A 24,741-nucleotide genomic window follows, 5' to 3' on the forward strand; every position below is an offset into this window, starting at 1 on the left:
TCGTCTCATTCTCCGGATCGTCCCGCTTCGTCGAGGATGCCGGGAAGTGCCCGGACGAACGCGTCGACCTCGGCCTCGGTGATGACGAACGGGGGCATCAGCCGTACGACGTCGGGGGCGGGCGCGTTGACCAGGAATCCGGCCTGCTGAGCCGCCAGCTGCACCTGCGGTGCAAGGGGCTCCGTCAGCACGATACCCAGCAACAGGCCCGAGCCGCGGACGTGGGAGACCAGCCGGTGACCGGAGGCTTCGATTCCGGAGCGCAGCCGCTCGCCCCGGGCCTTGACCCGGTCGAGCAGGCCGCCGGTGGCGATGGTGTCGATCACCGCGAGGCCGGCGGCGCAGGCGACCGGGTTCCCGCCGAAGGTGGTGCCGTGCTGGCCCGGCCGGAGGAGACCGGCCGTCGGGCCGAAGGCGGCGACGGCGCCGATGGGCAGGCCGCCGCCGAGGCCCTTGGCGAGGGTGACCAGGTCGGGCTCGACACCCTCGTGCTGCTGGTACTCGAACCAGGTGCCGCAGCGGCCGATGCCGGTCTGGACCTCGTCGAGGGCGAGCAGGGTCCCGGTGGCCCGGGTGATCTCACGGGCGGCCGTCAGGTAGCCGGCGGGCGGGACGACGACGCCGTTCTCGCCCTGGATCGGCTCGATGAGGACGAGCGCGGTCTCCTCGGTGACGGCGGCCCGCAGGGCCTCGACGTCGCCGTAGGGGACGTGGGTGACGTCGCCGGGCAGCGGGAGGAACGGGGCCTGCTTCTTCGGCTGGCCGGTGAGCGCGAGCGCGCCCATGGTGCGGCCGTGGAAGCCGCCGTCGGTGGCGACCATGCGGGTCCGGCCGGTGAGCCGACCGATCTTGAAGACGGCCTCGACCGCCTCTGTGCCGGAGTTGCAGAAGAAGACCCGGCCCTCGCGGCCGAACAGCTGGAGCAGCCGTTCGCCGAGGGCGACGACCGGCTCGGAGGAGAAGAGGTTGGAAACATGGCCGAGGGTCTTCACCTGCGTGGTGACGGCCTCGACGATCGCCGGGTGGGCGTGGCCGAGGGCGTTGACCGCGATGCCGCCGACGTAGTCGGTGTACTGCGCGCCGTCGGCGTCCCAGACCTGGGCCCCCTCGCCGCGCACCAGGGCCACGGCCGGGGTGCCGTAGTTGTCGGTGAGCGCGCCCTTCCAGCGGGCGGCGTACTCCTCGTTGTGCGTCACTGCGCTCCCCCTTGCCGTGCGTCGGGCTCTTGCCTCGCGGGCCGCGGATCGGGCACCACCATGGTGCCGATGCCCTGGTCGGTGAAGATCTCCAGCAGGATCGAGTGCTGGACGCGTCCGTCGAGGACGCGGGCCGTGGGGACGCCGCCCCGTACGGCGTGCAGGCAGCCCTCCATCTTGGGCACCATGCCGCTGGACAGCTCGGGCAGCAGCTTCTCCAGCTCGCCGACCGTGAGCCGGCTGATGACCTCGTCGCTGTGGGGCCAGTCCGCGTAGAGGCCCTCGACGTCGGTGAGGACCATCAGCGTCTCGGCGCCGAGCGCGGCGGCCAGGGCGGCGGCCGCGGTGTCGGCGTTGATGTTGTAGACGTGGCCGTCGTCGGCGCTGCGGGCGATGGAGGAGACGACCGGGATCCGGCCGTCCGCGAGGAGTGCCTCGATCGCGCCGGTGTCGATGGAGGTGATCTCCCCGACCCGGCCGATGTCGACGAGCTCGCCCTCGATCTCCGGTCTGTGCCGGGTGGCGGTGATGGTGTGGGCGTCCTCACCGGTCAGGCCGACGGCGAGCGGGCCGTGCTGGTTGAGCAGCCCGACCAGTTCGCGCTGGACCTGCCCGGCCAGCACCATGCGCACGATGTCCATCGCCTCGGGCGTGGTGACGCGCAGGCCGGCCTTGAACTCGCTGACCAGGCCTTCCTTGTCGAGCTGGGCCTTGATCTGCGGGCCGCCGCCGTGGACCACGACCGGCTTGAGGCCGGCCTGGCGCAGGAAGACCACGTCCTGGGCGAAGGCCGCCTTCAGCTCCTCGTCGACCATGGCGTTGCCGCCGAACTTGATGACGACGATCTTGCCGTTGTGGCGGGTGAGCCAGGGCAGGGCCTCGATGAGGATCTCCGCCTTGGGCAGCGCGGTGTGCTTCCTCGCGGCGCTCACGACGAGTACGCGCTGTTCTCGTGGACGTACTCGGCCGTCAGGTCGTTGGCCCAGATGACGGCCGACTCGGTGCCGCTCGACAGGTCGGCGGTGATGTGCACCTCGCGCCCCTTCATCGAGACCAGCTCGCGGTCCTCGCCGACCGAGCCGTTGCGGCAGACCCAGACGCCGTTGATGGCGACGTGGAGGCGGTCCGGGTCGAAGGCCGCCTTCGTGGTGCCGATGGCGGAGAGCACCCGGCCCCAGTTCGGGTCCTCGCCGTGGATGGCGCACTTGAGCAGGTTGTTGCGGGCGATGGACCGGCCGACCTCGACCGCGTCGTCCTCGGAGGCCGCCCCGACGACCTCGATGCGGATGTCCTTGCTGGCGCCCTCGGCGTCGCCGATGAGCTGGCGGGCCAGGTCGTCGCAGACGGTCCGGACGGCCCCTGCGAAGTCCTCGTACGCCGGGACCTGCCCGGAGGCGCCGGAGGCGAGCAGCAGCACGGTGTCGTTGGTGGACATGCAGCCGTCGGAGTCGACCCGGTCGAAGGTGGTGCGGGTGGCGTCGCGCAGCGCCTTGTCCAGGGTGGCGCCGTCCAGGTCGGCGTCGGTGGTGAGGACGACGAGCATGGTGGCCAGGCCCGGGGCGAGCATGCCCGCGCCCTTGGCCATGCCGCCGACGGTCCAGCCCTCCCGGGTGACGGTGGCCGTCTTGTGCACGGTGTCGGTGGTCTTGATGGCGATGGCCGCGGCCTCGCCGCCGTCGGCGGAGAGGGCCGCCGCGGCCGTCTCGATGCCCGGCAGCAGCTTGTCCATGGGGAGCAGGACGCCGATCAGGCCGGTGGAGGCGACGGCGATCTCGCCGGCGTTGTGCTCGCCGCCGAGACCGTGCTCGTTGAGGGTGGCCGCGACCTTCTCGGCGGTGGCGTGGGTGTCCTGGAAGCCCTTGGGGCCGGTGCAGGCGTTGGCGCCGCCGGAGTTGAGGACGACCGCGCTGACCGCGCCGCCGCGCAGGACCTGCTCGGACCAGCGGACCGGCGCGGCCTTGACGCGGTTGGAGGTGAAGACGCCGGCGGCGGCCAGTCGCGGCCCGTTGTTGACCACGAGGGCCAGGTCGGGGTTGCCGTTCGCCTTGATCCCGGCGGCGATGCCCGCCGCCGTGAATCCCTGTGCTGCCGTGACGCTCACGGTGCGACTCCGATCGTGGAAAGTCCCGTCGCCTCGGGGAGGCCGAGGGCGATGTTCATGCTCTGCACCGCGCCGCCGGCGGTGCCCTTGGTCAGGTTGTCGATCGCGCTGATGGCGACGACCCGCTGGGCCGACTCGTCGTAGGCGACCTGGAGGTGGACGGAGTTCGAGCCGTACACCGCCTTCGTGGTGGGCCAGACGCCCTCGGGGAGCAGCTGGACGAAGGTCTCGTCCGCGTACGCCTTCTCGTAGGCGGCGCGCAGCGATTCCGCGGTGGTGCCGGGGCGGGCCCTGGCCGAGCAGGTGGCGAGGATGCCGCGCGGCATGGGCACGAGGTTCGGGGTGAAGGAGACGGAGACCCGCTCGCCCGCGAGCGGGGAGAGGTTCTGCACCATCTCGGGGGTGTGGCGGTGGACGCCGCCGACGCCGTAGGGGGTCACGGTGCCCATGACCTCGGACCCCAGCAGGTGCGGCTTGAGGGCCTTGCCCGCGCCGGAGGTGCCGGTGGCGGCGACGACCACGGCCTCGGGCTCGGCGAGCCGCGCCTGGTAGGCGGGGCAGAGCGCGAGCGAGACGGCGGTGGGGAAGCAGCCCGGCACGGCGATGCGCCGGGTGCCGGCGAGGACCGCCCGGGCGCCCGGGAGCTCGGGGAGGCCGTAGGGCCAGGTCCCGGCGTGCGGGGCGCCGTAGAAGCGGTCCCAGTCGGCGGAGTCCTTGAGCCGGTGGTCGGCGCCCATGTCGACGACGAGCACCTCGTCGCCGAGCTGGGCCGCGACGGCGGCGGACTGCCCGTGCGGCAGTGCGAGGAAGACGACGTCGTGGCCGGCGAGGACCTCGGCCGTGGTGGGCTCCAGGGTCCGGCCCGCGAGCGGCACCAGGTGGGGCTGCAGGGCGCCGAGGAGCTGGCCGGCGTTGGAGTGTCCGGTCAGCGCGCCGATCTCCACCTCGGGGTGGGAGAGCAGCAGGCGCAGGACCTCGCCGCCCGCGTACCCGCTCGCTCCGGCCACCGCTACACGTACCACCATCGGACCCTCCTCCTCGATGGCATGACTATACGTACCTATGCAGTTTTATGCAAAGCCCTCCCGGGGTCCGGCACCTCCACAGTCCCTCTCGTATTCGACCTGTTCAAGGGGGCGGCCGTCGCCGAAGTCGCAGGGGCGCGAGGCCCCGCTCGCGGTGAAGCCGGACTTGGCGTAGAAGCGGCGGGAACGGGGGGTGTCACGCAGGGTCCACAGGTGCGCGGCGGTGAAGCCGTCCGCGCGCAGCCGTTCGAGCGTCCCGGCCATCAGGGCGGCGGCGACGCCGGTGCCCCAGCCGTCGGGGTGGGCGTAGAAGCTGAGGATCTCCGCGGTACCGGGGGGCCGGGTGTCCGAGGGCCGGTACCAGGACAGGGCCACGGGCCGGCCGTCGGCGAGGGCCAGCAGGACGGTCCCGGGGCCGTCCGCGACCCGGCCGTGCCAGCGGGCGCGCCGGTCGGCGACGCCCGCGGCGGCGAAGTCCGGGGAGAAGAAGGGGCCGTACGCGGCTCCCCAGGCGGCGGCGTGGATCTCGCCGAGCGCGTCGCCGTCGGCCGCGCCCGCACCACGAATCTCGATCATGGCGGCAACCCAGCGGGACCCCTGACGGGCCGGGCGGTTTCCCGCCACGGCAGACCGACCGGGCAGGCCGGGTGGTGCGGCTCAGGCCGCGGGCGCCGGCTCCAGGGGGTGGCGGACCCAGACGTTGGGCTCGACGTAGACGGCGTAGTCGTGCTCCGGCTCGCAGCGGACGGGGCTCAGCGCGCCCGGGACGCGGACCTGGCCGGCCTCGTCGAAGGGCAGCCCAGTCCACTCCCGCCACTGGGCGAGGGAGCCGGTGACGGTCATCGACAGCGGGGCCACGGAGTCGATCACGGCCCCCGCCCGCACGTGGACCCGCAGCCACGGGTCGCAGGGGAGGCCGTCCTCGCGGGTGCGGTACGCGTACTCGGACATCGGGGTCTCGGGCTCGGCGGGCTTGCCGCTGGGCCGGACCGGGGCCACGACCTCCGTGAACCCGGCGGCCCGGGCGCCCTCGCGCATCGCGGCCAGCATCCGCCCGGAGAGGCCCTGCCCCTGCCGGCCGACGGCGACGGAGATCTCCAGGGCGCTGACCGTGTCCGGCCGGACCCCGCGCCGCTGGTCGGAGAAGGCCCACATCAGGACCCGGTCCCAGCCCTGGGCGGGCAGCACCCCGCCGCGGTCGGCGGCGTGCAGCGCGAAGGGCACGCTGAAGGCCCGGGCCACCACCTCGTCGCCGTCGGTGGCGATGAACACGTACTCCGGGAACTCCGCGACCAGGCGCGGGTAGAGCAGCCAGGCCACGGAGTCGTGCTGGGCGAACTCCGGCCAGGAGTCCTCCATGTCCCACAGCCGGCCGGCCAGTTCGGGGCGGCGGGCGAGGGAGGTGATCTCGATCTCGGTCATGGGGGGCAGGCTAGGCAGGAACCTCCCCCCGCCTCAACGGGGTTTGGGCCGCGCCCCGCGCGAAGACGGCCCGGTCACAGCCCGCCGCGCAGCCGCTGGACGGCCTCCACCAGCTCCCCCGGCCCCGAGACCCCGGCGAAGCTCATCCGGACGTACGCGGCAGGGGGCTCGGCGCAGAAGTACGGGCGGCCCGGGGCGACCGCGACCCCGGCGCGCAGGGCCGCCGCCGCGAACTCCGCGTCGCTGCCGCCGCCCGCCGGGCGCACCCACAGCTGGTAGCCCCCGCGCGGCAGGTGCGGCACCTCCGCCCCGGGCAGCTCCCGCCGCAGGGCGCCCGCGAGCACCTCGCGGCGGTGGCGCAGTTCGGCGGCGACGGCCCGCAGGTGGCGGGGCCAGGCGGGGGCGCCGACCAGTTCCAGGGCGGCCTCCTGGAGCGGCCGGGGCACGAAGAAACTGTCCACGACCTGGATGGCGCGCAGCCGGTCCAGGACCGGGCCGCGGGCGGCGAGCGCGCCGACGCGCAGGCTGGGAGAGGTGGCCTTGGTCAGGGAGCGGACGTGGACGACGATCCCGTCGGCATCCTCGGCGGCCAGGGTCGCGGGCAGCGGGCCCGCGTCCTCGTGGGCGAGGTTGCGGGCGTAGTCGTCCTCGACCACGAAGGCACCGGCGGCCCGGGCGATCCGCAGCACCTCGGGGCGCCGTTCGGCGGAGAGCACCGCCCCGGTGGGGTTCTGGAACAGCGGCTGGCACACGAAGACCCGCGCGCCCGTGGCCTCGAAGGCGGTGGCCAGCAGCTCCGGCCGGACCCCGTCGGCGTCCACCGGGACGGGCACCGGCCGGCAGCCCGAGGCGCGGGCGATGGCCAGCAGTCCGGGGTAGGTGGGCGACTCCACCAGTACGGGCGCACCGGGCGGGGCGAGCGCCCGCAGGGCGGTGGTGAGGGCGCTCTGCCCGCCCGCGGTGACCATCACGTCGGCGGCGCCCAGTGCCCCCACCGCGCCCCCGATCTCCCGGGCGAACCAGTCGCGCAGCTCGGGCAGCCCCTCCATCGGCGGCCGTCCCCAGGCCCCGGGCCGGCGTCCGGCCCGGGCCAGGGCGGCGGCCATGGCCCGCTCGGGCTGGAGCGAGGGGTGCAGGTAGCCGCCGTTGAGCTCGATGACCCCCGGCGGCGGCTGCGCCAGCGAGACCAGCACCCCGGAGGCGTCCACCGAGCGCGGGACCACCTCACCGGCGCCCTCGGCGCTCAGGGCGACCTCCTGCCAGGAGGTGTCCCCGGGCGGGGGGCCGGCCGTACGGGGGTGGGCGCGGTACACGCCGGCGCCGGGGCGGGTGACCACGAGCCCCTCGGCCGCGAGCTGGGCGAGGGCCCGGGAGACGGTGACGGGGCTGACGCGGTAACGCTCGACCAGGGCCCGGCTGGACGGCAGCTTTCCACCCACCGGGTAGCGGTCGAGCTCGGACCGCAGGGATTCCGCCAGTTCCGCCACACTGCTACGCTCGTACATGACAGCACAGAATAGCGCTACTCGTCCGACCCCGATAGCAGTCCAGGTGGGGGGCCGCAGCGCCGCCCGCAGCGGTACCGCCCTCGCCCTCCTCGGTGTGGTGGCCTTCTCGCTAACCTTCCCCGCCACCGCCTGGGGCCTGGAGAGCTTCGGCCCGTGGTCGTTCGTGGCCCTGCGCAGCGTCCTGGCCGCCGTCGTCGCGGGCGGCTTCCTGCTCGCCGGGCGGGTGCCGCTCCCGGCCCGGAAGCACTGGCCGGGGCTGGCCGTCGTCGCCGGCGGAGTGGTCGTGGGCTTCCCGCTGCTGACCACGCTCGCCCTGCAGACCTCCACCACCTCGCACGCCGCCGTCGTGGTGGGCCTGCTCCCGCTGACCACGGCCGCCCTGTCGGCCCTGCGCACCGGCACCCGGCCCCCGCGGGCCTTCTGGGCGGCGGCCGTCGCCGGGGCCCTGGTGGTCCTCGCCTTCACCCTCGCCCAGAGCGGCGGCGCCCCCTCCGCCGGGGACGCCTACCTGTTCGGGGCGCTCCTGGTCTGCGCGGCCGGCTACACCGAGGGCGGCCGCCTGGCCCGGCTGATGCCGGGCTGGCAGGTGATCGGCTGGGCCCTGGTGCTGTGCCTGCCGCTCGCGCTGGCCGGCACCGCACTCGGGCTCGCGGCCGAGCCGGTACACCTGACCTGGCACGGAGCGGCCGGCCTGCTGTGGGCGGCGGTCGGCTCGACCTTCCTCGGGCTCTACGTCTGGTACCGCGGCATGGCCGCGATCGGCGCCCCGCGCGCCAGCCAGCTCCAGCTCGCCCAGCCGCTGCTCACCCTGGTCTGGTCGGTGGCCCTGCTGGGCGAGCACCTGTCCCCGGCGACCCCGCTGGCCGCCGGGGCGGTCCTGGTCTGCATCACTGTGACTCAACGGGTCAAATAGCCCCGGATCGGCCTAAACTACTGGCACCGGATCGACCTGTTCCGAGGAGGTCAGCAGATGCGAGCGACCGAGGGCGACCAGCTGGTGCAGCACGGCAGGGTTGTGGGCCAGCACGACAGGGTGGGCGAGATCGTCGAGGTGCTGGGCGAGAACGGCGCGCCCCCGTACCGGGTGCACTTCCCGGACGGGCACGACGCCGTGATGTCCCCCGGTCCCGACTGCGTGGTACGCCACCCGGACAGGCCCGAGGGGAAGTCCACCACCGCCACCACCTGGCACTGACCGGCCTGACACGGGATCAGCGCGGCGCCGCCACCGCCTGGTAGTGGTCGGCGACGACCCGGGCCATGGCTCCGTTGGGGTCCGCGACCACCTGCTTCGCCGAGAAGTAGACGTGGCCGCGGACCTCCGCGTACCGCTTGGCGAAGGCCAGGTGCTTCGACAGCTCCGCCGGATCGCGCCAGGCGGGCGTCGAGCTGTGGGCGTCGCAGCGGTACAGCGCCTCGCCGACATAGAGGTCCACGCCCGTCCCGGCGACCGTCCGCGCCCACCAGGGCACGATCGCCGCGTAGTCGGCCTGCGGGTGGCCGAGCTGCCAGTACGCCTGCGGCACGATGTAGTCGATCCACCCCTCGGCGACCCACTTGCGGGTGTCCGCGTACAGATCGTCGTACGTCTGCACACCCGCCCGGGTCGGCGAGCCGAGCGGGTCGGTCTCCTGGTTGCGCCACACCGCGAAGGGGCTGACCCCGAACCGCGCCGACGGGCGGACCTGGCGCAGCCGCTGCGCCATCTCCGACACCAGGGTGTCGGTGTTGTGGCGGCGCCAGGCGGCGCGGGTGCCGAAGGAGGCCCCGTAGTCGGCGTAGGCCTCGTCGTCGTCGAAGTACTCCCCCTCCACCGGGTACGGGTAGAAGTAGTCGTCCCAGTGCACCCCGTCGACCGGGTAGCGGGAGACGGCGTCGAGCATCGCCTCCTGCACGAACGTCCGCACCTGCGGCAGCCCGGGGTTGTAGTAGAGCTTGCCGCCGTACGGGACGACCCAGCCGGGATTGCGGCGGGCCGGGTGCGCGGCGGCCAGCCTGGACGGGTCGGTGTGGTTGGCCACCCGGTACGGGTTGAACCAGGCGTGCAGCTCCAGCCCGCGGGCGTGCGCCTCGGCGACCGCCGTGCCCAGCGGGTCCCAGCCCGGGTCCTTGCCCTGCGTTCCGGTCAGCCACTGCGACCACGGCTCGCGCGCCGAGGGCCAGAACGAGTCGGCGGCCGGCCGGACCTGGAGGACCACGGCGTTCAGCCGGCGCCGGACGGCGGTGTCCAGGAGCGCGGTCAGCTCCGCGCGCTGCTCCCTGGCGGACAGCCCGGACGCGGAGGGCCAGTCCACGTTCTGTACGGTCGCGATCCACATCCCCCGGAACTCCCGGGCCGCCGCCCGGCCCGCTCCCCCGCCCCCGCCGCCCGGCCGCGGCGCCCGCGCCGGGCCGGGGGCCGCCCCCGCCGGGCCCGCGCCCGCCGCCGCGGCCAGCGCCCCCGCCGCTCCCGCCAGCAGCCCCCGCCGTCCGATGTACGTCATGTGACGACTCCGTTCCACTCCGTGACAACACTTCGCGAACGCCCAGCATGCCCGCCCCGCCCCGTCACCGGCGGGAAGGACGGGAGTAACGTCGGGGGGCGTGGCGGGCGCCGGGGTGCAGTTACCACTGCAGAACAACGGGGGACCCGCGATGGATGAGCAGCGAAAGGCACGATGTGACGGACCTCTCTACCCTTGCGACCGACATCACCAAGGTCGGCGTGGTGGGCTGTGGCCAGATGGGCGCGGGCATCGCCGAGGTGTGCGCCCGCAGCGGTCTGGAGGTGAAGGTCGCCGAGACCACCGGGGAGGCCCTGGAGATCGGGCGCACCCGGCTGCACAACTCGCTGACCAAGGCCGCCGAACGCGGCAAGATCAGCGAGGAGGAGCGGGACGCCACCCTGGCCCGCCTCACCTTCACCACCGACCTCGGCGAGTTCGCCGACCGCGACCTCGTCATCGAGGCCGTCGTCGAGAACGAGCAGGTCAAGACGGAGATCTTCCAGGTCCTGGACCAGGTGATCACCCGCCCGGACGCGATCCTGGCGTCGAACACCTCCTCGATCCCGCTGGTCAAGCTGGCCGTCGCGACCTCGCGGCCGGACCAGGTCATCGGCATCCACTTCTTCAACCCGGCCCCCGTGCAGCGGCTCGTCGAGCTGATTCCGGCGCTGACGACGGGCGAGGAGACCGTCAAGCGGTCCGAGGCCCTGGTGCGGGACGTGCTCGGCAAGCACGCCGTCCGCGCCCAGGACCGGTCCGGCTTCGTGGTCAACGCCCTCCTCGTCCCGTACCTGCTGTCGGCGATCCGGATGTTCGAGTCCGGCATCGCGAGCCGCGAGGACATCGACAACGGCATGGAGCTGGGCTGCGCCCACCCCATGGGCCCGCTGAAGCTGTCCGACCTGATCGGCCTGGACACCATCGCGTCCATCGCCGACTCGATGTACGCCGAGTACAAGGAGCCGCTGTACGCCGCTCCCCCGCTGCTCCAGCGGATGGTCGACGCGGGCCGCCTGGGCCGCAAGACGGGCTCGGGTTTCTACCCGTACGGCTGACCCTCCCCCGGGCGGCCCGCCGGGGCGGCCCGCTACGGCCGGCCCAGCCGGAGGTGGTGCAGCAGGAGGAGCCCGGCCGCCATGTTGGCGGCCGGGATCTCCCCGCGCCCGATCATGTCCGGTACGAGCTTCAGCGGCACCCACTCACGGCGCGAGGACTCGAAGCCGTCCTCCGGTTCGCCGATGAGGGTGGCCCCGTCCGCCCAGTAGAGGTGGTGGCGGGCGTCCGTCAGCCCGTTGGAGGGCTCGACGGTCATCAGGTGGTGGAGCGGGCCGGGCCGCCAGCCCGACTCCTCCTCCATCTCCCGGGCGGCCGCCGCCTCCAGGGACTCCCCGTCCTCGACCACCCCGGCGGGCAGCTCCCAGCCCCAGCTGTCCGTGATGAACCGGTGCCGCCACAACAGCAGCACCTCGTCGGCCTCGTTGACGGCCGTGGCCACGGCGACCGGCCGCAGCCGGATGACGAAGTGGTCCAGGTGCCGGCCGTCGGGGAGTTCCACGTCCGCGAGGTTCACGTCGAACCAGCGGTTCCTGTACACGGTCTGCTCACTCAGGTTCGTCCACTGCACGGTCGTGCCACCTTCCGGTTCGTAGGGTGGCAACATGGCAGCAGCTCGGACCGTCACAGGGGAACGCGCAGCGCCCCGTCGATGAGGTCGGCGGTCTCCTGCGCACCGGCGCAGCCGCTGGTCAGCAGGGCTGCCCGGACCGTGCGCAGCCGGTCGCGCAGCCGCAGCGACTCCATCCCCCGGGCCCGTTCGGCCATTTCGGCCGCCGAGGACGCCGCACGGTCCGCTTCCCCCTGGCGCAGCTGGATCTCGCACAGCATGGCCAGCCGGTGCACCCGCCCCCGGTCGTGCGCCGGGGTGCCGACGGCCTCGGCCGCCTGCTCGTGCGCGCCGTCCAGGTCCCCCAGGCTCAGCAGCGCCTCCGCCACCTGGACGTTGACCAGGCCGGGCTGGACGTAACCCGTCTCGGCGGGCTCGGTGCCGGGCCGGATCCGCTCGGCGGCGGCCTCCGCGCGCCGGATGCAGGCCAGGGCGGCCGCGGTGTCCCCGAGTTGGGCGTAGGCCTTGGCCTGCATCGCGTACAGGTCGGCGGCCAGCGCCGGCGTGATCCGGCTGCCGGCGGCCCGCAGCGCGGCCTCCGCGAAGGCCACCGCCTGGCGGAAGTCCCGCAGGTGCAGGGACTGGTTGACCAGCAGGGCGATCACGTACGCCCCGAGCCCCCGGTCCCCGCTGGCCTTGGCGAGGCGCAGGGCCTGGTGGAAGTAGCGCTGGGCGAGGCCGTGCGCGTCGGAGTCGTACGCGCAGATGCCCGCCACGGCCACCAGCGACCCGGTGGCGCGGTACAGCCGGCGGCCGAGGTCGTCGGGGTAACTGCCACGCAGCATCGGGGCGGTCTCGCTGCCGAGGAAGCGGACGATCCGGGCCCGGGTGGCCATCCCGCCGGCCCGGCGGTACATCAGCTCGTAGTGGGCCCGCGCCGCCCGCAGGGTCTCGATGTGCTCGGGGCCGATCCGGTGCGTGCCCGACCGGGACACGTCGGCGTCCTCGGGCGGGTTCTCCCACTCCCACACGGGGATGACGGCGGGTGTTCCGGTGAGGGCCTGCGCGGTGAGCTGCGCGGGCCGGCCCAGTTCGTCGGAGCGCCACAGGGCGGCGGCCCGGTCCACGAAGCCGCTGAGCCGGGTGGCGTGAGGGGTCTGCCCGCCGGGGACGCCGAGGCCGATGTCGTCGAGGCCCACGGGGCGGTGCAGGCGTCCGCCCAGCACCTCGCAGATGAGGTCGGGCACCTGGCCCCGGGGGCGCTGCCCCTTCAACCAGCGTGAGACCGCGGTGTGTTCGTAGCGCAGCGCGAGTCCGCGGGACCGTCCCGCCTGGTTGACGTGCGCGGCGAGTCCGGCGTGTGACATGCCCGCCTCGGCGAGGAGGGCGTCGAGCAGGGCGTTGGGCTGCATGGGCCCCTCCAAGGGCTCGTCGGCTCCAGGCTAGTGGCTGAGCGGTGCGCGCGGGGTGCGGTGCGTCCAATTCACACGGGGTGTGAAACACGAACGCGCATAAATGCGATGCGCACCCTGCCGCGAGGAGGCCGTGGCGCGGTTCACTGAAGAGCCTCGCCAAGGAGGCCGCCCGGTCGTCGGCTCCCCCTCGTACAGTGCGACGACCCGGCACCGCGCCGCCCGCCCTGCTGTCTGCCCGACACTCCATGGCGGGCGGGCGGCGCACCACGCTCCGCGGGGGCCACCCGGTTGGTCGCCGGGCCCCCCGCCCGAGCCGGCCGGTTCCGCACCGGGTCCGTCCACCGGCCCGGTGCGGAACGGCAGTACCGGTGACACAAATCCGCCCGGGCCGTTCCACTCCCCCCGGCCGGGCGGCTCCGGTCCCCGGGGCGGAGCCGGCCGCACTCCCACCCGGACGAGTGAACCCCCGCCCGGCATGCCAGAGGGGCCCGTCCGGTGGTCCGGACGGGCCCCTCAGCGGGTTCTGCTCACGGCGGGTCAGGCGCCGCGCAGCACCGCCCCGGTCCGCTCGCCGGCGAGGGCCACCGCCGCGTCGCGCGCGGCCGTGGACTCCTCGGCGGTCAGGGTGCGGTCGGGCGCGCGGAAGCGCAGGGCGTACGCGAGGGACTTCTTGCCCTCGCCGACCTGCTCACCGGTGAACACGTCGAACAGCCGCAGCGATTCGAGGAGTTCGCCGGCGCCCTGGCGCAGCGCGGCCTCCACGGCCGCGGCCGGGACGGACGCGTCGACGATCAGCGCGACGTCCTGGGTCGCCACCGGGAAGGTGGAGATCCGGGGCGCCTGGAGGGCCTCGCCGCCGGCCGCCGCGAGACGGTCGAGGTCGAGCTCCATGGCGCTGGTGCGCGCCGGCAGGCCGAGGGCCTTGACCACGCGCGGGTGCAGCTCGCCGGCGTGGCCGATGACCGTCTCGACGCCGTCGAGGGTGACGACCAGCTCGGCGCAGCGGCCGGGGTGCCACGGCCCGTACTGGCCCTGGCGGACGACCAGCTCGGCGCCGGCCTCGACGGCCAGCGCGCGGGCGGCCTGGACCGCGTCGGCCCAGTCGGCCGGACGGCCCTTGCCCCACCAGCCGGCCTGCTCGCGGGCGCCGGCCAGCACGACCGCGGCGTGGCGCGGCTGCGCGGGCAGGGCCGCGTCCAGGGTGGCGATCTCCTCGTCCGTGGGACGGCGGTCGACCGGCAGCCGTACGGCGGCACCGGGCTGCTCGCCGGCCCGGAAGACCGAGCCGGTCTCGAAGAGGGCCAGGTCGTGGCTGCCGCGGCTGTCGTTGCGGCGCAGCGCGCCGAGCAGGCCCGGCAGCAGCGTGGTGCGCAGCGCCGGCTCCTCGTCGGAGAGCGGGTTGACCAGCTTGACCACCCGGCGGCTCGCGTCGTCCGCGGGCAACTGGAGCTGGTCGAAGACGCCCTCACCGATGAACGGGTAGCTCAGCGCCTCGACGTAGCCGGCGCCGGCCAGGGCGCGGCCGACGCGGCGGTGCAGCTGCTGGCGCGGGGTGAGGCCGCGTCCGGAGGGCACCTGCGGGAGGGTGGAGGGGAGGTTCCCGTAGCCCTCCAGGCGGATGACCTCCTCGGCGAGGTCGTTGGGCGCGGCGAGGTCGGGCCGCCACGAGGGGACGGTGACGACGAGCTCGTCCTGGCCGTAGACGTCGCAGCCGATCTCCTGGAGGCGGCGCACGACGGTCTCGCGGCCGTACTCCATGCCCGCGACCCGGTCCGGGTGGTCGGCGCGCATCGCGATGGTGCGCGGGGCACCCGGGGCGACGAGCTCGGTGACCCCGGCCTCGGCGGTGCCGCCGGCGAGCAGCACGAGGAGGTCCACGGTGCGCTGGGCGGCCGCGGCGGCGGCCATCGGGTCGACGCCGCGCTCGAAGCGCTTGGAGGCCTCGGAGGACAGCTTCAGGCGGCGGGCGGTGCGCGAGATCGACACGGGGTCGAAGTGCGCGGCTTCGATGACCACGCCGGTGGTGCCCGTGACGACGCCGGTCTCCGGGTCGGTGACGGAGTCCGCGATCTCGGTGTCGGCGCCACCCATGACACCGGCGAGCCCGATCGGGCCGCTGTTGTCGGTGATCACCAGGTCCTCGGCGTCGAGGGTCCGCTTGACCCCGTCGAGGGTGGTGAACTTCTCGCCCTGCTCGGCACGGCGGACGCCGATCTCGCCGTCGAGGCGGGAGCGGTCGTAGGCGTGCAGCGGCTGGCCCAGTTCGAGCATCACGTAGTTGGTGATGTCGACGGCGAGCGAGATCGGGCGCATGCCGGCCTTCTGGAGGCGGCGGGTGAGCCAGATCGGGGAGCGCGCCTCGGGGTCGAGGCCGGTCACCGTGCGGGCGGTGAAGCGGTCGCAGCCCTGCGGATCGGAGATCTTCACCGCGTAGCCGTACGAGTTCGGCGCGGGGACGTCGAGCAGCGCCGGGTCGCGCAGCGGCAGGCCGTACGCGGTGGCGGCCTCGCGGGCCACACCGCGCATCGACATGCAGTAGCCGCGGTCCGGGGTGATGTCGATGTCGAGGACCTCGTCGACGAGCTGGAGCAGCTCGATCGCGTCGGTGCCGGGCTCGTACTCCGGCGGCAGCACGATGATGCCGTGCGTGCCGTCGTCGCCCATGCCCAGCTCCTCGCCGGAGCAGATCATGCCGTGGGAGGTCTTGCCGTACGTCTTGCGCGAGGCGATCGCGAAGTCGCCGGGCAGGACGGCGCCAGGCAGGACCACGACGACCTTGTCGCCGACGGAGAAGTTGCGGGCGCCGCAGACGATCTCCTGCGGCTCGCCGGTGCCGTTGGCGGTGCCGACGTCGACCGTGCAGAAGCGGATGGGCTTGCGGAAGCCCTCGAGCTCCTCGATGGTCAGCACCTGGCCGACGACGAGGGGGCCCTTGAGGCCGGCGCCGAGCGTCTCGACGGTCTCGACCTCGAGGCCGGCGTCGACGAGCTTGGCGGCCACGTCGCGGCCGGTCTCACCCGCGGGGAGGTCGACGTACTCCCGCAGCCAGGAAAGCGGGACGCGCATCAGATCTCACTCCCGAACGGCCGGGTGAAGCGCACGTCACCCTCGACCATGTCTCGCATGTCTTCAACGTTGTGGCGGAACATCAGCATCCGCTCGATGCCGAACCCGAAGGCGAAGCCGCTGTACTTCTCGGGGTCCACACCGCAGGCGACGAGCACCTTGGGGTTGACCATGCCGCAGCCGCCGAGCTCGATCCAGCCCTCGCTGGAGCAGGTACGGCAGGGGCGGTCGGGGTTGCCCACCGACGCGCCGCGGCAGACGTAGCACTGCATGTCCATCTCGGCGGACGGCTCGGTGAACGGGAAGAAGTGCGGGCGCAGGCGCGTGGTGGTCTGCTCCCCGAAGAGCTCCTTGACCATGTGGTCGATGGTGCCCTTGAGGTCGGCCATGGTCAGGCCCTCGTCGACGGCCAGGAGCTCGACCTGGTGGAAGACCGGGGTGTGCGTGGCGTCGAGCTCGTCGGTGCGGTACACGCGGCCCGGGCAGACGACGTAGACGGGGGGCTTGCGCTCCAGCAGCGAGCGCGCCTGCACCGGGGAGGTGTGGGTGCGCAGCACGACGCCGGACTCGTCGCCCTGGGTGCCCTCGGGGCCCCGGACGAAGAAGGTGTCCTGCATCTGGCGGGCCGGGTGGTCGGGCGTGAAGTTGAGGGCGTCGAAGTTGAACCACTCCGCCTCGACCTCGGGGCCTTCCGCGACCTCGTAGCCCATGCCGACGAAGATGTCCGCGATGCGGTCCATCAGCGTCGTCAGCGGGTGGCGGGCGCCGGCGGGCACACGGTCGTAGGGCAGCGTGACGTCCACCGCCTCCTCGACCAGCACCCGTTCGTCGCGCTCGGCCTCCAGGGCGACCGTGCGGGCCCCGAAGGCCTTGTTCACGGCGCCGCGGGCCTGTCCGACGCGCTTGCCCGCCTCGGCCTTGGCCTGGGGCGGCAGGGCGCCGATCTCGCGGTTGGCGAGCGCGAGGGGCGAGCGGTCGCCCATGTGCGCGGTCTTCGCCTCGCGGAGCTCGTCGAGGTCGCCGGCGGACGCGAAGGCGGCGAGCGCCTCGTCCCGCATGCGCTCGATCTCTTCCGGTTTCAGTGCCTCGACCTCGACAGGGTCGTACGACTTGTTCGGTGCCGACATCTCTTCCCGTACTTCCGATGGCTGGCTGGTGGGTCCCCGCACGACTCGCACGACTCGATCGGCGTGATCGGCACAAGGACACAAGGGTGCCAAAGGACGAGTCTAAGGGCCGCCGGGGGTGAGGAAGCCCGTGGGCCGCCTGGCGAGACTCTCCGCAGGGTTACTGGGTGAGGTAGGCCGGCGCGCTCACGGGCAGCATAAATCGGAACTCCGCGCCGCCGCCGGGCCCGCGCCCGACGGTGATGGTGCCGCCGTGGGCCTCCACGATGCCCTTGACGATGTACAGGCCCAGGCCGGTGCCGCCGCGCTTGCTCCCCCGCCAGAAGCGGGTGAAGACGCGGCCCATCGACTCCTCGGGGATCCCGGGGCCTTCGTCGGTCACGGTGACGGCTGTTCCCTTCTCGTACGGCGCTACGTCGATGGTGACCGTTCCGTCGCCGTGCCGCACCGCATTTTCGAGGAGGTTGCCCAGGATCTGGTCGATCTTGTCCGGGTCGGCCCACAGGTCGGGCAGCGGGCGGCTGACGCGCACGAGGAACCGGTCGGGGGCCTGGCCGTTCGCGGTGAGGGCCTGGACGTGCCGGCCGACGGCCGCGGCGATGTCCACGGGCTGGCGACGCACCTCCAGGCGGCCGGAGTCGATGCGGGAGATGTCGAGGAGCTCCGCGATCAGGCGGGTGACGCGGTTGGCGTCGGCGTCGACGGTCTCCAGCATCAGCCGCTTCTGGTCGTCGGTGAACCGCTCCCACTTGGCGAGCAGGGTCGCCGTGAACCCCTTGACCGAGGTCAGCGGGGAGCGCAGCTCGTGCGCGACAGTCGCGATCAGCTCGGCGTGGCTGCGCTCGGTGCGGCGGCGGGCCTCGGTGCCGCGCAGGGTGACCACGAGGCGGCTCAGCGGGCCGGTGGGATGGGTGCGCACGTACCGGGCGGAGACCAGAACCTCGCGGCCTCCGGGGAGCAGCAGGTTGCGCTCGGGCTGACCGCGCCGCGTGGCGAGGCCGCCGTACGGGTCGGTCAGTGCCCACCAGCGGCGGCCTTCGAGGTCCTCCAGCGGGAGCGCCCGCTCGATGCGGGCGCCGAGGGCCTCGCCGGCCGCGATGGCGGTGATCCGGGAGGCGGCCCGGTTGAAGCAGACGACGTGCCCGCTGTGGTCCGCGACGACGAGCCCGTCGGGGAGCTCGTCGGGGTCGACGGCGAAGACCCCTCCGGGAGTGTCCCGGAACCGTTCCGCGCCCGGCCCCGCGGCCACCTCGGTCACCGGCGAGCTGTTCGTGCCGACGGTCATGTCCCCGTACCCCACATCTCCGGGTAGCGCAGTGGGCCCCCGGACGGTCACATTACTAGCTGGGGGTCACGGAGCGGCACCCTCCGGGCGCCCGCTGTGCACGCGCGGACGCGTAGAGGCACACGGCGGCGGCGGTGGCGAGGTTCAGGCTCTCGGCCTTGCCGTGGATCGGGACCCGCACCACGGCGTCCGCGAGCGCCCGGGTCTCCTCGGGCAGGCCCCAGGCCTCGTTGCCGAAGACCCAGGCCGAGGGACCACCCATGGTGCCGGCGTCCAGCTCGGCGTCGAGGTCGTCCTGCCCGGCCCCGTCGGCCGCGAGGATCCGCACGCCGGCCGCCCGCAGCCCCGCCACGGCCTGCTCGACGGGGACGCCGACGGCCACCGGGAGGTGGAAGAGGGAGCCCACGGAGGCGCGGACGGACTTGGGGTTGTAGAGGTCGACGGAGGCGTCGGTCAGCACCACCGCGTCGGCGCCCGCGGCGTCCGCGCAGCGCAGGACGGTGCCGGCGTTCCCGGGGTCGCGGACGTGGGCGAGGACGGCGACCAGCCTGGGCCCGGTCCTGAGGATCTCCTCGAAGGGGGAGTCCAGGAAGTGGCAGACGCCGACGAGGCCCTGCGGGGTGACGGTCTGCGAGACCTCGGCGAGGACCTCGTCGGAGGCGTAGTGCACGCGCGCCCCGCCCAGCAGGGCGGCCTCGACGATGTCGGCGTAGCGCTCGGCGGCCTCGACGGTGGCGAACAGCTCGATCAGGGTCGCGCCCTGGGACCCGCGGTGCTCGACCGCCTCGCGGACCGCCTGGGGGCCCTCGGCGAGGAACCGGCGCTCCTTCGTGCGGAAGTTGCGCCGCGCCAGCCGCCGTGCGGCGGCCACCCGCGGGGATCGGGGGGAGATCAGCTCGGCGGGGGTGGGCATGGGTCTCAGGTTCTCTCTCGGGTGGTCCGGTGCGCGGCTGCGGCCGTGCGGGGCGGGGCGAACGCACACGGACCCGCAGGCGAGCGCCTGCGGGTCCGTGGGTGCCGGCCCCGGATCGGGCCGGCGAATGCCTTACGCGGCGGCCTTGGGCGCGTTCACGTCGGCCGGGAGGGCCTTCTGCGCGACCTCGACGAGCGCGGCGAACGCGTTGGCGTCGTTGACGGCCAGCTCGGCCAGGATCTTGCGGTCCACCTCGATGTTGGCGGCCTTCAGACCCTGGATGAGGCGGTTGTACGTCATGCCGTTCTGGCGGGCAGCGGCGTTGATGCGCTGGATCCACAGCTGACGGAAGTCGCCCTTGCGCTTCTTGCGGTCGTTGAAGTTGTAGACCAGCGAGTGGGTGACCTGCTCCTTGGCCTTGCGGTACAGGCGCGAACGCTGACCGCGGTAGCCGGAGGCCGCCTCGAGGATCGCCCGGCGCTTCTTGTGGGCGTTTACTGCCCGCTTGACGCGTGCCACTTTTTAACTCCTTGTAGCGGGGCCGTGGTTGTCTTCACACGGCCCGAATTCGATGGGGTCCCGGTCTTGACGTCCCGCCCCCGCAGAGGGGCGGAAGGACGTCACTTGCCGAGAAGCTTCTTGATCTTCGCGGCGTCGCCGGGGGCCATCTCCGCGGTGCCGGTCAGGCGGCGGGTGACACGGGACGACTTGTGCTCGAGCAGGTGGCGCTTGCCGGCGCGCTCACGGAGCACCTTGCCGGAGCCGGTGATCTTGAAGCGCTTCTTGGAACCGCTGTGCGTCTTGTTCTTCGGCATAGCGCCGTTATCTCCTCGTCGGTGGCGCTCCCACCGGTCCTCGCGGACCGGCTGGCGGGAGCGTCATGTTGTGTGGGTGATCCGAGACGGGCTTGCCTCGGAATCAGGCCTCGGGGTTCGCCTCGGCCTCGGCCTCGGCGGCCTCGTCAGAGACGACCTCGGTGGTCTCCGCCTCGACCGGGGCGGCCTCCTCGGAGGGGGCCTCCTCGCCGGCGGCGGCGACACCCTGGCGCTCGGCCTTGCGGGCGGCCTGCGCCTCGCGGGCTTCGGCCATGGCCTCGGTCTTCTTCTTGTGCGGACCGAGAACCATGATCATGTTCCGGCCGTCCTGCTTCGGGTTCGACTCGATGAAGCCGAGGTCCTCGACGTCCGAAGCGAGACGCTGCAGCAGTCGGTAGCCGAGCTCCGGCCGGGACTGCTCGCGACCACGGAACATGATCGTGATCTTGACCTTGTCGCCCTGCTTGAGGAACCGAACGACGTGACCCTTCTTGGTGTCATAGTCGTGCGGGTCGATCTTCGGCCGGAGCTTCATCTCCTTGATGACCGTGTGCGCCTGGTTCTTGCGCGCCTCACGGGCCTTCATGGCCGACTCGTACTTGAACTTGCCGTAGTCCATGAGCTTGCAGACCGGCGGGCGAGCGGAAGCCGCGACCTCAACCAGGTCCAGGTCGTACTCCTGCGCGAGCTCAAGCGCCTTCGCAAGCGGAACAATGCCCACCTGTTCGCCGCTGGGACCGACGAGTCGCACCTCAGGGACGCGAATCCGATCGTTGATGCGGGGCTCGGTGCTGATGGATCCTCCTCGGTAGCACCACACGGCTGTCTGGCAGACAACCGCTGACGTCTATGTGTCGTCAGACCTCAACCGCGGCGGAGAATGAAAAATGCCCCGCCGGGCACAGGCAGGGGCTCCAAAACAACCGGAGCACCGCCGCGTGCGAACCGCGGGGCGCAACTCGGCGGCCTTCCATCGTCCGTACGGAACGATGGATACCGCCTGACCGGAGGACCCGCCGCCCCGGAGGGTGGTCGGGTGGGAGATCGGAGCCTCCACTTGTGGGCCGGGCACGCAGGTGTCCGGCCGGTCGATGTACATACTACCCCACGCGTGGCAAGGCCGCCGCACGACCTATCGTGGAGCGCATGACTGACGCGACGCCCTCCGATTCCAACACTCCCGACTACGACGAGATGACCCGCGACATCGCGGACGTCCCGGCCGTCGAGGTCATCACCACGGTGGCCGTCCACCTGCTGAGCGCCGCGGCGGTCAACCTGGGCCTGGACAAGCCGGACTCCGAACACAAGGACCTCGACGAGGCCCGCAAGCTGATCACCGCCCTGGCCGGCCTGGTCAGTGCCAGTGCCACCGAGATCAGCTCCTTCCACGCGGCCCCGCTGCGCGACGGCCTGAAGTCGCTCCAGCTGGCCTTCCGCGAGGCCTCCCTCGTCCCGGACGAGCCGGGCCAGGGCCCGGGCGAGAAGTTCACGGGCCCCGTCTACGCCTGATCCCGTCCCCCGGATTCCGTTTCGTACGCCGAGGGGCCGCCCGCGATCTGTCGCGGGCGGCCCCTCGGCGTGTGTGCGGGCTCCTCAGCGCGAGAAGAGCGGCTCGCCGGGCGGGACCGGGGCGTCGGCCGGGAGGAGCGCCAGGTCCAGGCCGCGCACGAGGCGCCCGCGCAGGGTCTCGTCCCCCGCGAGGGCCTCGGCCACCCGCCGGGCGGCGGGGCCGACCGGCGCGCCCTCGGACAGCACGATGGCGAGGGTGCCGTCGGCGGCGGCCCCGCCCGGGCCCAGGTGGGCGCGGAGCACGGCCGGCTCGGCGGCCACCGCGGCCCGTACCGCCTCGCGCACGGCGGGGTCGGCCAGCGGATCGGCGTCCGTGCGCCCCTCGGCCAGCGCGAGCAGCGCGGGGCCGGTCAGCTGGTACGGGACGGGGCCGGCGAGGTCGAGGACGACCGTGTCGGCCTTCTCGTGCGCGGCGGCGGCCAGGGCCTGGTGCAGCGGGACCGCCACCGGGCGGGCCGCCGGGTCCCACAGCGCCAGCGAGGCGATGGAGGTGAAGGCGGGCAGCGCCCGGCGGTTCCCCGCCGTCAGGGTGGGGACGGCCATGTCGCTGGTCTTCTCGCGCTTCAGGCCGGTCTCGGGGTCGGTCTCGACCTCGCCGAGCACCGCCACGACGGGCACCAGCAGGCGGGCGCCCTTCAGGGCCGCCAGCAGCTGCGGCTCGTTCGCCCGGTCCTCGGCCCAGGCGGCCAGGGCCGCGCTCAGCCGGGGGTCGGCGGTGCCGTCGTCGTCGGAGTATCCGGGGTCTGGAATGTTCTTGGTCGCCACAATGGACCGACCCTATCCCGCCGGGGGGAAGGACGGTTCCCCGGCGTCCCGCCGTGCGGCGCGCGGCCGCCGGGCCAGTACGGCGGCCAGCACCAGCAGCGCCGCTCCCCCGGCGGCGGCCGCCGGGGCGGTCGCCCGGGGTTGCCGCCCGACCGCGCGGACCGGGTCGGGGCCGGAGCCGAAGAACCGCCGCCCGGCCGGGACGGCGGCGGGGGCCGGGGCCTCGGGGCGCAGCGCGCCGGCGGCCTGGAGGGCGGCGACCGGGTCCACGGTGCCGTGGCCCCGGGCGTCGTCGCGGCCGCCGGCCGGGCGGGCGGTGGCGGTGTCCTCCAGCAGCTTCTTGACCTGCGCCGGGGACAGGCCGGGGTGCGCGGCCTTGACGAGCGCCACGGCTCCGGAGACGAAGGCGGCGGCGGCGCTGGTGCCCCAGCCCTCGTAGTAGGCCCGGTCCGGGTCGGCGATGACCACGTCGACGCCGGGGGCGCTGACGGTGGCGTACCAGTGGCGGGTGGAGAAGGGGGCCCTGCGGCCCTGTCGGTCGACGGCGGCGACCGCGATGACCCCGGGGTAGGCGGCGGGGTAGGAGGTGTGGTCGCCGCGCTCCCCGCCGTTGCCCGCGGAGGCGACGACGACCACGCCCTTGCCGAGGGCGTACTGGACGGCCTCGTCCTCGGCGGGTTCGTGGTGGGCGGAGTCGCTGTCGTCGCCGAGCGACAGGTTGATCACGTCGGCGCCGTGGTCGGCGGCCCAGCGGATTCCTTCGGCGAGGGCCCCGGACTTGCTGTCGCGTGCCTTGGCGCGCCCCGGGTCGCCCTCTTCGAGGATCACCCGGACCGGGAGGATCCGGGCGTGCGGGGCGATGCCGAGGACGCCCTGGCCGCGGTCGGGGCCGTGTCCGTGGCCCGCGATGATGCTCGCCATCGCCGTGCCGTGGCGGGCCCAGGCGCGGTCGCCGCGGCCGGCGCCCATGCCGACGAGGTCGGTGCCCTCCAGGACCTGGCCGTCGAGGTCCGGGTGGGTGGCGTCGACGCCGGTGTCGAGGACGGCGACGGTGATCCCGTCGCCCTGGGTGATGCCCCAGGCCTCCTCCGCGCGCAGGGCCAGCAGGCCCCACTGGCGGTCGCGGATGGTGTCGGCGGCCGCGGGCGGGACGGCGACGGCCACGAACAGCGCGGCCAGCGCCCCGACGGCCCCGGCGGCGCGGAGGGTCCTGCGCGGGGCGGCGGCCGCGGCCTGCGCCGGGCGCGGCCGCGGGGTCGCGGCCGGACCCGGGGAGGTCGCGGGAACGGTCGCCAGGGCCGGATCCGGCTGTGCGGCGTGCGCGATGGCCGGGGGCGGCTCCGACGGCGTGGGCGGGGTCGGTTCGGACGCCGGCTCCGGTGCGGAAAGCGGGGTCGGCCGGGTGGTGCGGTTCATCGGAGGGGCTCCTGGCGCGGCTGCCGTGCGGCGGCGGCCCGTGCGGTGGTGTCGGTGCCGGGGGGCGCGGCGAGGGCGCCGAGGGCGCGTTCGACGCGGACCGCCAGGGCCTTGGCCTCGTGGCCCAGGCCCGCTTCGGCGACGGTGCCGGTGGCTCCGGGGCGGGCCGCGTCCTCCGCCGGGACGGGGGCGTCCATGGCGCGGCCGTCGGCGAAGGCGGAGACGGTGTAGACGACGGCGGGGGCCTCGGCGACGACGCCGGCCGTCCAGGCGGCGCGGCGGGAGTCGGCGTACTCGTAGGCGGGCGGGGCGGGGAGGCGGCCGCGCAGGCCGTCCATGGCCCGGGCGTCGGCCGGGGTGAAGACCAGGCCGACGGTGATCAGGGTGCTGCGGGTGGAGTCCGTGTAGGTGGCGCGGAGCACGCGCGTGCAGCCGGTGGCGGTGAGCGCGGCGCGCCAGTCGGCGGGGAGGGCGGCGGCGCAGTCGGCGTCGGGGGCGAGGGCGATCCGGGTCCAGGTGCGGCTCGCGCCGCCGGGGCCGGCCTCGCGGTCCTCGACCACGGGCGGCAGGAGGCCGTCCACGGGGGCGGTGTGCCAGAGGGACGCGGCCTGGCGGTAGGCGGCGTCGGGCGGCAGCGGGCGGTGGTCGGCGCGGTAACGGCTCCAGGTGGTGGCGGCGCCTCCGGCGAGGAGGGCGGAGCCGAGCAGGGCGCAGGTGACGGCGGCGGCGACCCGGCCGGGGTGGCGGCGCGGGGGCGGGGGCTGCCCGGGGTCGCCCAGGACCTCGGTCCGTGGTGTGGTCGTGGTCATCCGGCGGCTCCGCCCCCCGTTCCGTACGGCTGCCTGCCCGTACTCTACGGGGCCGTCGCCGCTGCTCCGGCCGGGCGGTCGGCGGGGCCCGGGGTGGCCGGGGATGCCGCGGCCTCGCCGGCGTCCGGGCTGGGTGCCGCCCAGCGGCGGCCGGGGGAGGAACGGGCGAAGGGCGGGGCAGGGAGAAGACCCCACGCGGCGGCACCGGTACGGCCAC

At 74.1% G+C, this 24,741-nt stretch carries 24 protein-coding genes; 4 read left to right on the forward strand and 20 right to left on the reverse strand.

Going from position 1 to position 24,741, the window contains the following annotated elements; all coding sequences use genetic code 11:
* Positions 1-5: 5 nt before the first annotated feature.
* The 7 genes from ACFY15_RS23390 to ACFY15_RS23420 form a co-directional block, all read right to left on the reverse strand.
* On the reverse strand, positions 6-1,196 hold the full coding sequence (locus tag ACFY15_RS23390) for an acetylornithine transaminase (RefSeq protein ID WP_390689255.1): 1,191 nt from the start codon (positions 1,194-1,196) through the stop codon (positions 6-8).
* On the reverse strand, positions 1,193-2,128 hold the full coding sequence (gene argB, locus ACFY15_RS23395) for an acetylglutamate kinase (RefSeq protein ID WP_390689256.1): 936 nt from the start codon (positions 2,126-2,128) through the stop codon (positions 1,193-1,195). Before argB ends, ACFY15_RS23390 begins: the two co-directional genes overlap by 4 nt.
* A complete protein-coding gene (gene argJ / locus ACFY15_RS23400) occupies positions 2,125-3,297 on the reverse strand; it encodes a bifunctional glutamate N-acetyltransferase/amino-acid acetyltransferase ArgJ (RefSeq protein ID WP_390689257.1) in 1,173 nt (390 codons plus the stop codon). Before argJ ends, argB begins: the two co-directional genes overlap by 4 nt.
* Positions 3,294-4,322: an N-acetyl-gamma-glutamyl-phosphate reductase gene (gene argC / locus ACFY15_RS23405; RefSeq protein ID WP_390826017.1), complete on the reverse strand. Its 1,029-nt coding sequence runs from the start codon at positions 4,320-4,322 to the stop codon at positions 3,294-3,296. The genes argJ and argC overlap by 4 nt, the downstream gene beginning before the upstream one ends.
* A gap of 45 nt (positions 4,323-4,367) precedes the next feature.
* Complete coding sequence (locus ACFY15_RS23410; RefSeq protein WP_390689259.1) at positions 4,368-4,898, reverse strand: GNAT family N-acetyltransferase; 531 nt, start codon at positions 4,896-4,898, stop codon at positions 4,368-4,370.
* An 81-nt stretch (positions 4,899-4,979) separates the two neighbouring features.
* Positions 4,980-5,744 (reverse strand): N-acetyltransferase, encoded by a 765-nt coding sequence (locus tag ACFY15_RS23415; protein WP_390689260.1) that lies wholly within the window; start codon positions 5,742-5,744, stop codon positions 4,980-4,982.
* Positions 5,745-5,818: 74 nt separating this feature from the next.
* Positions 5,819-7,249: a PLP-dependent aminotransferase family protein gene (locus ACFY15_RS23420; RefSeq protein WP_390689261.1), complete on the reverse strand. Its 1,431-nt coding sequence runs from the start codon at positions 7,247-7,249 to the stop codon at positions 5,819-5,821.
* On the opposite strand from ACFY15_RS23420, the gene ACFY15_RS23425 reads away from it, so the two are divergent.
* Both ACFY15_RS23425 and ACFY15_RS23430 read left to right on the forward strand, forming a co-directional pair.
* On the forward strand, positions 7,248-8,165 hold the full coding sequence (locus ACFY15_RS23425) for a DMT family transporter (RefSeq protein ID WP_390689262.1): 918 nt from the start codon (positions 7,248-7,250) through the stop codon (positions 8,163-8,165). The two genes, ACFY15_RS23420 and ACFY15_RS23425, sit on opposite strands and share 2 nt — an antisense overlap.
* Before the next feature lie 57 nt (positions 8,166-8,222).
* On the forward strand, positions 8,223-8,447 hold the full coding sequence (locus ACFY15_RS23430) for a DUF1918 domain-containing protein (protein ID WP_390689263.1): 225 nt from the start codon (positions 8,223-8,225) through the stop codon (positions 8,445-8,447).
* Between the two features lie 16 nt (positions 8,448-8,463).
* Here ACFY15_RS23430 and ACFY15_RS23435 read toward each other — a convergent pair whose 3' ends face one another.
* Entirely contained in the window at positions 8,464-9,735 is a 1,272-nt protein-coding gene (locus ACFY15_RS23435) for a glycoside hydrolase family 10 protein (RefSeq protein ID WP_390689264.1), read from the reverse strand.
* A gap of 155 nt (positions 9,736-9,890) precedes the next feature.
* On the opposite strand from ACFY15_RS23435, the gene ACFY15_RS23440 reads away from it, so the two are divergent.
* Positions 9,891-10,793, forward strand: coding sequence for a 3-hydroxybutyryl-CoA dehydrogenase (locus ACFY15_RS23440; RefSeq protein WP_366454344.1), 903 nt, complete (start codon positions 9,891-9,893; stop codon positions 10,791-10,793).
* Between the two features lie 32 nt (positions 10,794-10,825).
* Here ACFY15_RS23440 and ACFY15_RS23445 read toward each other — a convergent pair whose 3' ends face one another.
* The 9 genes from ACFY15_RS23445 to infC all read right to left on the reverse strand — a co-directional run bounded on the left by ACFY15_RS23445 (position 10,826) and on the right by infC (position 20,782).
* Positions 10,826-11,362: an NUDIX hydrolase gene (locus tag ACFY15_RS23445; RefSeq protein WP_390689265.1), complete on the reverse strand. Its 537-nt coding sequence runs from the start codon at positions 11,360-11,362 to the stop codon at positions 10,826-10,828.
* A gap of 53 nt (positions 11,363-11,415) precedes the next feature.
* Complete coding sequence (locus tag ACFY15_RS23450) at positions 11,416-12,753, reverse strand: transcriptional regulator (RefSeq protein ID WP_390689266.1); 1,338 nt, start codon at positions 12,751-12,753, stop codon at positions 11,416-11,418.
* 540 nt (positions 12,754-13,293) lie between these two features.
* Positions 13,294-15,822: a phenylalanine--tRNA ligase subunit beta gene (pheT, locus tag ACFY15_RS23455; protein ID WP_390689267.1), complete on the reverse strand. Its 2,529-nt coding sequence runs from the start codon at positions 15,820-15,822 to the stop codon at positions 13,294-13,296.
* A complete protein-coding gene (pheS, locus tag ACFY15_RS23460) occupies positions 15,822-16,949 on the reverse strand; it encodes a phenylalanine--tRNA ligase subunit alpha (protein WP_390689268.1) in 1,128 nt (375 codons plus the stop codon). The genes pheT and pheS overlap by 1 nt, the downstream gene beginning before the upstream one ends.
* A gap of 160 nt (positions 16,950-17,109) precedes the next feature.
* Positions 17,110-18,234: an ATP-binding protein gene (locus ACFY15_RS23465; RefSeq protein WP_390689269.1), complete on the reverse strand. Its 1,125-nt coding sequence runs from the start codon at positions 18,232-18,234 to the stop codon at positions 17,110-17,112.
* Positions 18,235-18,289: 55 nt separating this feature from the next.
* A complete protein-coding gene (locus tag ACFY15_RS23470; protein WP_390689270.1) occupies positions 18,290-19,147 on the reverse strand; it encodes a TrmH family RNA methyltransferase in 858 nt (285 codons plus the stop codon).
* A 132-nt stretch (positions 19,148-19,279) separates the two neighbouring features.
* Entirely contained in the window at positions 19,280-19,666 is a 387-nt protein-coding gene (rplT, locus tag ACFY15_RS23475; protein ID WP_007263143.1) for a 50S ribosomal protein L20, read from the reverse strand.
* A gap of 101 nt (positions 19,667-19,767) precedes the next feature.
* Entirely contained in the window at positions 19,768-19,962 is a 195-nt protein-coding gene (gene rpmI, locus ACFY15_RS23480; protein ID WP_030387121.1) for a 50S ribosomal protein L35, read from the reverse strand.
* 103 nt (positions 19,963-20,065) lie between these two features.
* Positions 20,066-20,782 carry a translation initiation factor IF-3 gene (infC, locus tag ACFY15_RS23485; protein ID WP_063838832.1) on the reverse strand — a complete coding sequence of 239 codons (717 nt, stop codon included), beginning with the start codon at positions 20,780-20,782 and terminating at the stop codon, positions 20,066-20,068.
* 326 nt (positions 20,783-21,108) lie between these two features.
* Here infC and ACFY15_RS23490 point away from each other — a divergent pair, with 326 nt between their 5' ends.
* Positions 21,109-21,474 (forward strand): DUF1844 domain-containing protein, encoded by a 366-nt coding sequence (locus ACFY15_RS23490; protein WP_390689271.1) that lies wholly within the window; start codon positions 21,109-21,111, stop codon positions 21,472-21,474.
* Positions 21,475-21,558: 84 nt separating this feature from the next.
* Here ACFY15_RS23490 and ACFY15_RS23495 read toward each other — a convergent pair whose 3' ends face one another.
* The 3 genes from ACFY15_RS23495 to ACFY15_RS23505 are packed head-to-tail and all read right to left on the reverse strand — an operon-like array spanning position 21,559 to position 24,524.
* Positions 21,559-22,299: an SseB family protein gene (locus ACFY15_RS23495; RefSeq protein ID WP_390689272.1), complete on the reverse strand. Its 741-nt coding sequence runs from the start codon at positions 22,297-22,299 to the stop codon at positions 21,559-21,561.
* 12 nt (positions 22,300-22,311) lie between these two features.
* Positions 22,312-23,715: a type VII secretion-associated serine protease mycosin gene (gene mycP, locus ACFY15_RS23500; RefSeq protein ID WP_390826018.1), complete on the reverse strand. Its 1,404-nt coding sequence runs from the start codon at positions 23,713-23,715 to the stop codon at positions 22,312-22,314.
* A complete protein-coding gene (locus ACFY15_RS23505) occupies positions 23,712-24,524 on the reverse strand; it encodes a hypothetical protein (protein WP_390689274.1) in 813 nt (270 codons plus the stop codon). Before ACFY15_RS23505 ends, mycP begins: the two co-directional genes overlap by 4 nt.
* Positions 24,525-24,741: the final 217 nt, after the last annotated feature.

Source organism: Streptomyces sp. NPDC001373 (genome assembly GCF_042895815.1).
In the GTDB taxonomy this organism is placed as follows: domain Bacteria; phylum Actinomycetota; class Actinomycetes; order Streptomycetales; family Streptomycetaceae; genus Streptomyces.

Bases quoted from the DNA above. Each gene is read 5' to 3' on its own strand.
- argC (WP_390826017.1), bottom strand. From the start codon at position 4,322: ATGGTGGTACGTGTAGCGGTGGCCGGAGCGAGCGGGTACGCGGGCGGC.
- ACFY15_RS23410 (WP_390689259.1), bottom strand. From the start codon at position 4,898: ATGATCGAGATTCGTGGTGCGGGCGCGGCCGACGGCGACGCGCTCGGC.
- ACFY15_RS23415 (WP_390689260.1), bottom strand. From the start codon at position 5,744: ATGACCGAGATCGAGATCACCTCCCTCGCCCGCCGCCCCGAACTGGCC.
- ACFY15_RS23425 (WP_390689262.1), top strand. From the start codon at position 7,248: ATGACAGCACAGAATAGCGCTACTCGTCCGACCCCGATAGCAGTCCAG.
- ACFY15_RS23420 (WP_390689261.1), bottom strand. From the start codon at position 7,249: ATGTACGAGCGTAGCAGTGTGGCGGAACTGGCGGAATCCCTGCGGTCC.
- ACFY15_RS23430 (WP_390689263.1), top strand. From the start codon at position 8,223: ATGCGAGCGACCGAGGGCGACCAGCTGGTGCAGCACGGCAGGGTTGTG.
- ACFY15_RS23435 (WP_390689264.1), bottom strand. From the start codon at position 9,735: ATGACGTACATCGGACGGCGGGGGCTGCTGGCGGGAGCGGCGGGGGCG.
- ACFY15_RS23440 (WP_366454344.1), top strand. From the start codon at position 9,891: ATGAGCAGCGAAAGGCACGATGTGACGGACCTCTCTACCCTTGCGACC.
- ACFY15_RS23450 (WP_390689266.1), bottom strand. From the start codon at position 12,753: ATGCAGCCCAACGCCCTGCTCGACGCCCTCCTCGCCGAGGCGGGCATG.
- pheT (WP_390689267.1), bottom strand. From the start codon at position 15,822: ATGCGCGTCCCGCTTTCCTGGCTGCGGGAGTACGTCGACCTCCCCGCG.
- pheS (WP_390689268.1), bottom strand. From the start codon at position 16,949: ATGTCGGCACCGAACAAGTCGTACGACCCTGTCGAGGTCGAGGCACTG.
- ACFY15_RS23465 (WP_390689269.1), bottom strand. From the start codon at position 18,234: ATGACCGTCGGCACGAACAGCTCGCCGGTGACCGAGGTGGCCGCGGGG.
- ACFY15_RS23470 (WP_390689270.1), bottom strand. From the start codon at position 19,147: ATGCCCACCCCCGCCGAGCTGATCTCCCCCCGATCCCCGCGGGTGGCC.
- rpmI (WP_030387121.1), bottom strand. From the start codon at position 19,962: ATGCCGAAGAACAAGACGCACAGCGGTTCCAAGAAGCGCTTCAAGATC.
- ACFY15_RS23490 (WP_390689271.1), top strand. From the start codon at position 21,109: ATGACTGACGCGACGCCCTCCGATTCCAACACTCCCGACTACGACGAG.
- mycP (WP_390826018.1), bottom strand. From the start codon at position 23,715: ATGAACCGCACCACCCGGCCGACCCCGCTTTCCGCACCGGAGCCGGCG.
- ACFY15_RS23505 (WP_390689274.1), bottom strand. From the start codon at position 24,524: ATGACCACGACCACACCACGGACCGAGGTCCTGGGCGACCCCGGGCAG.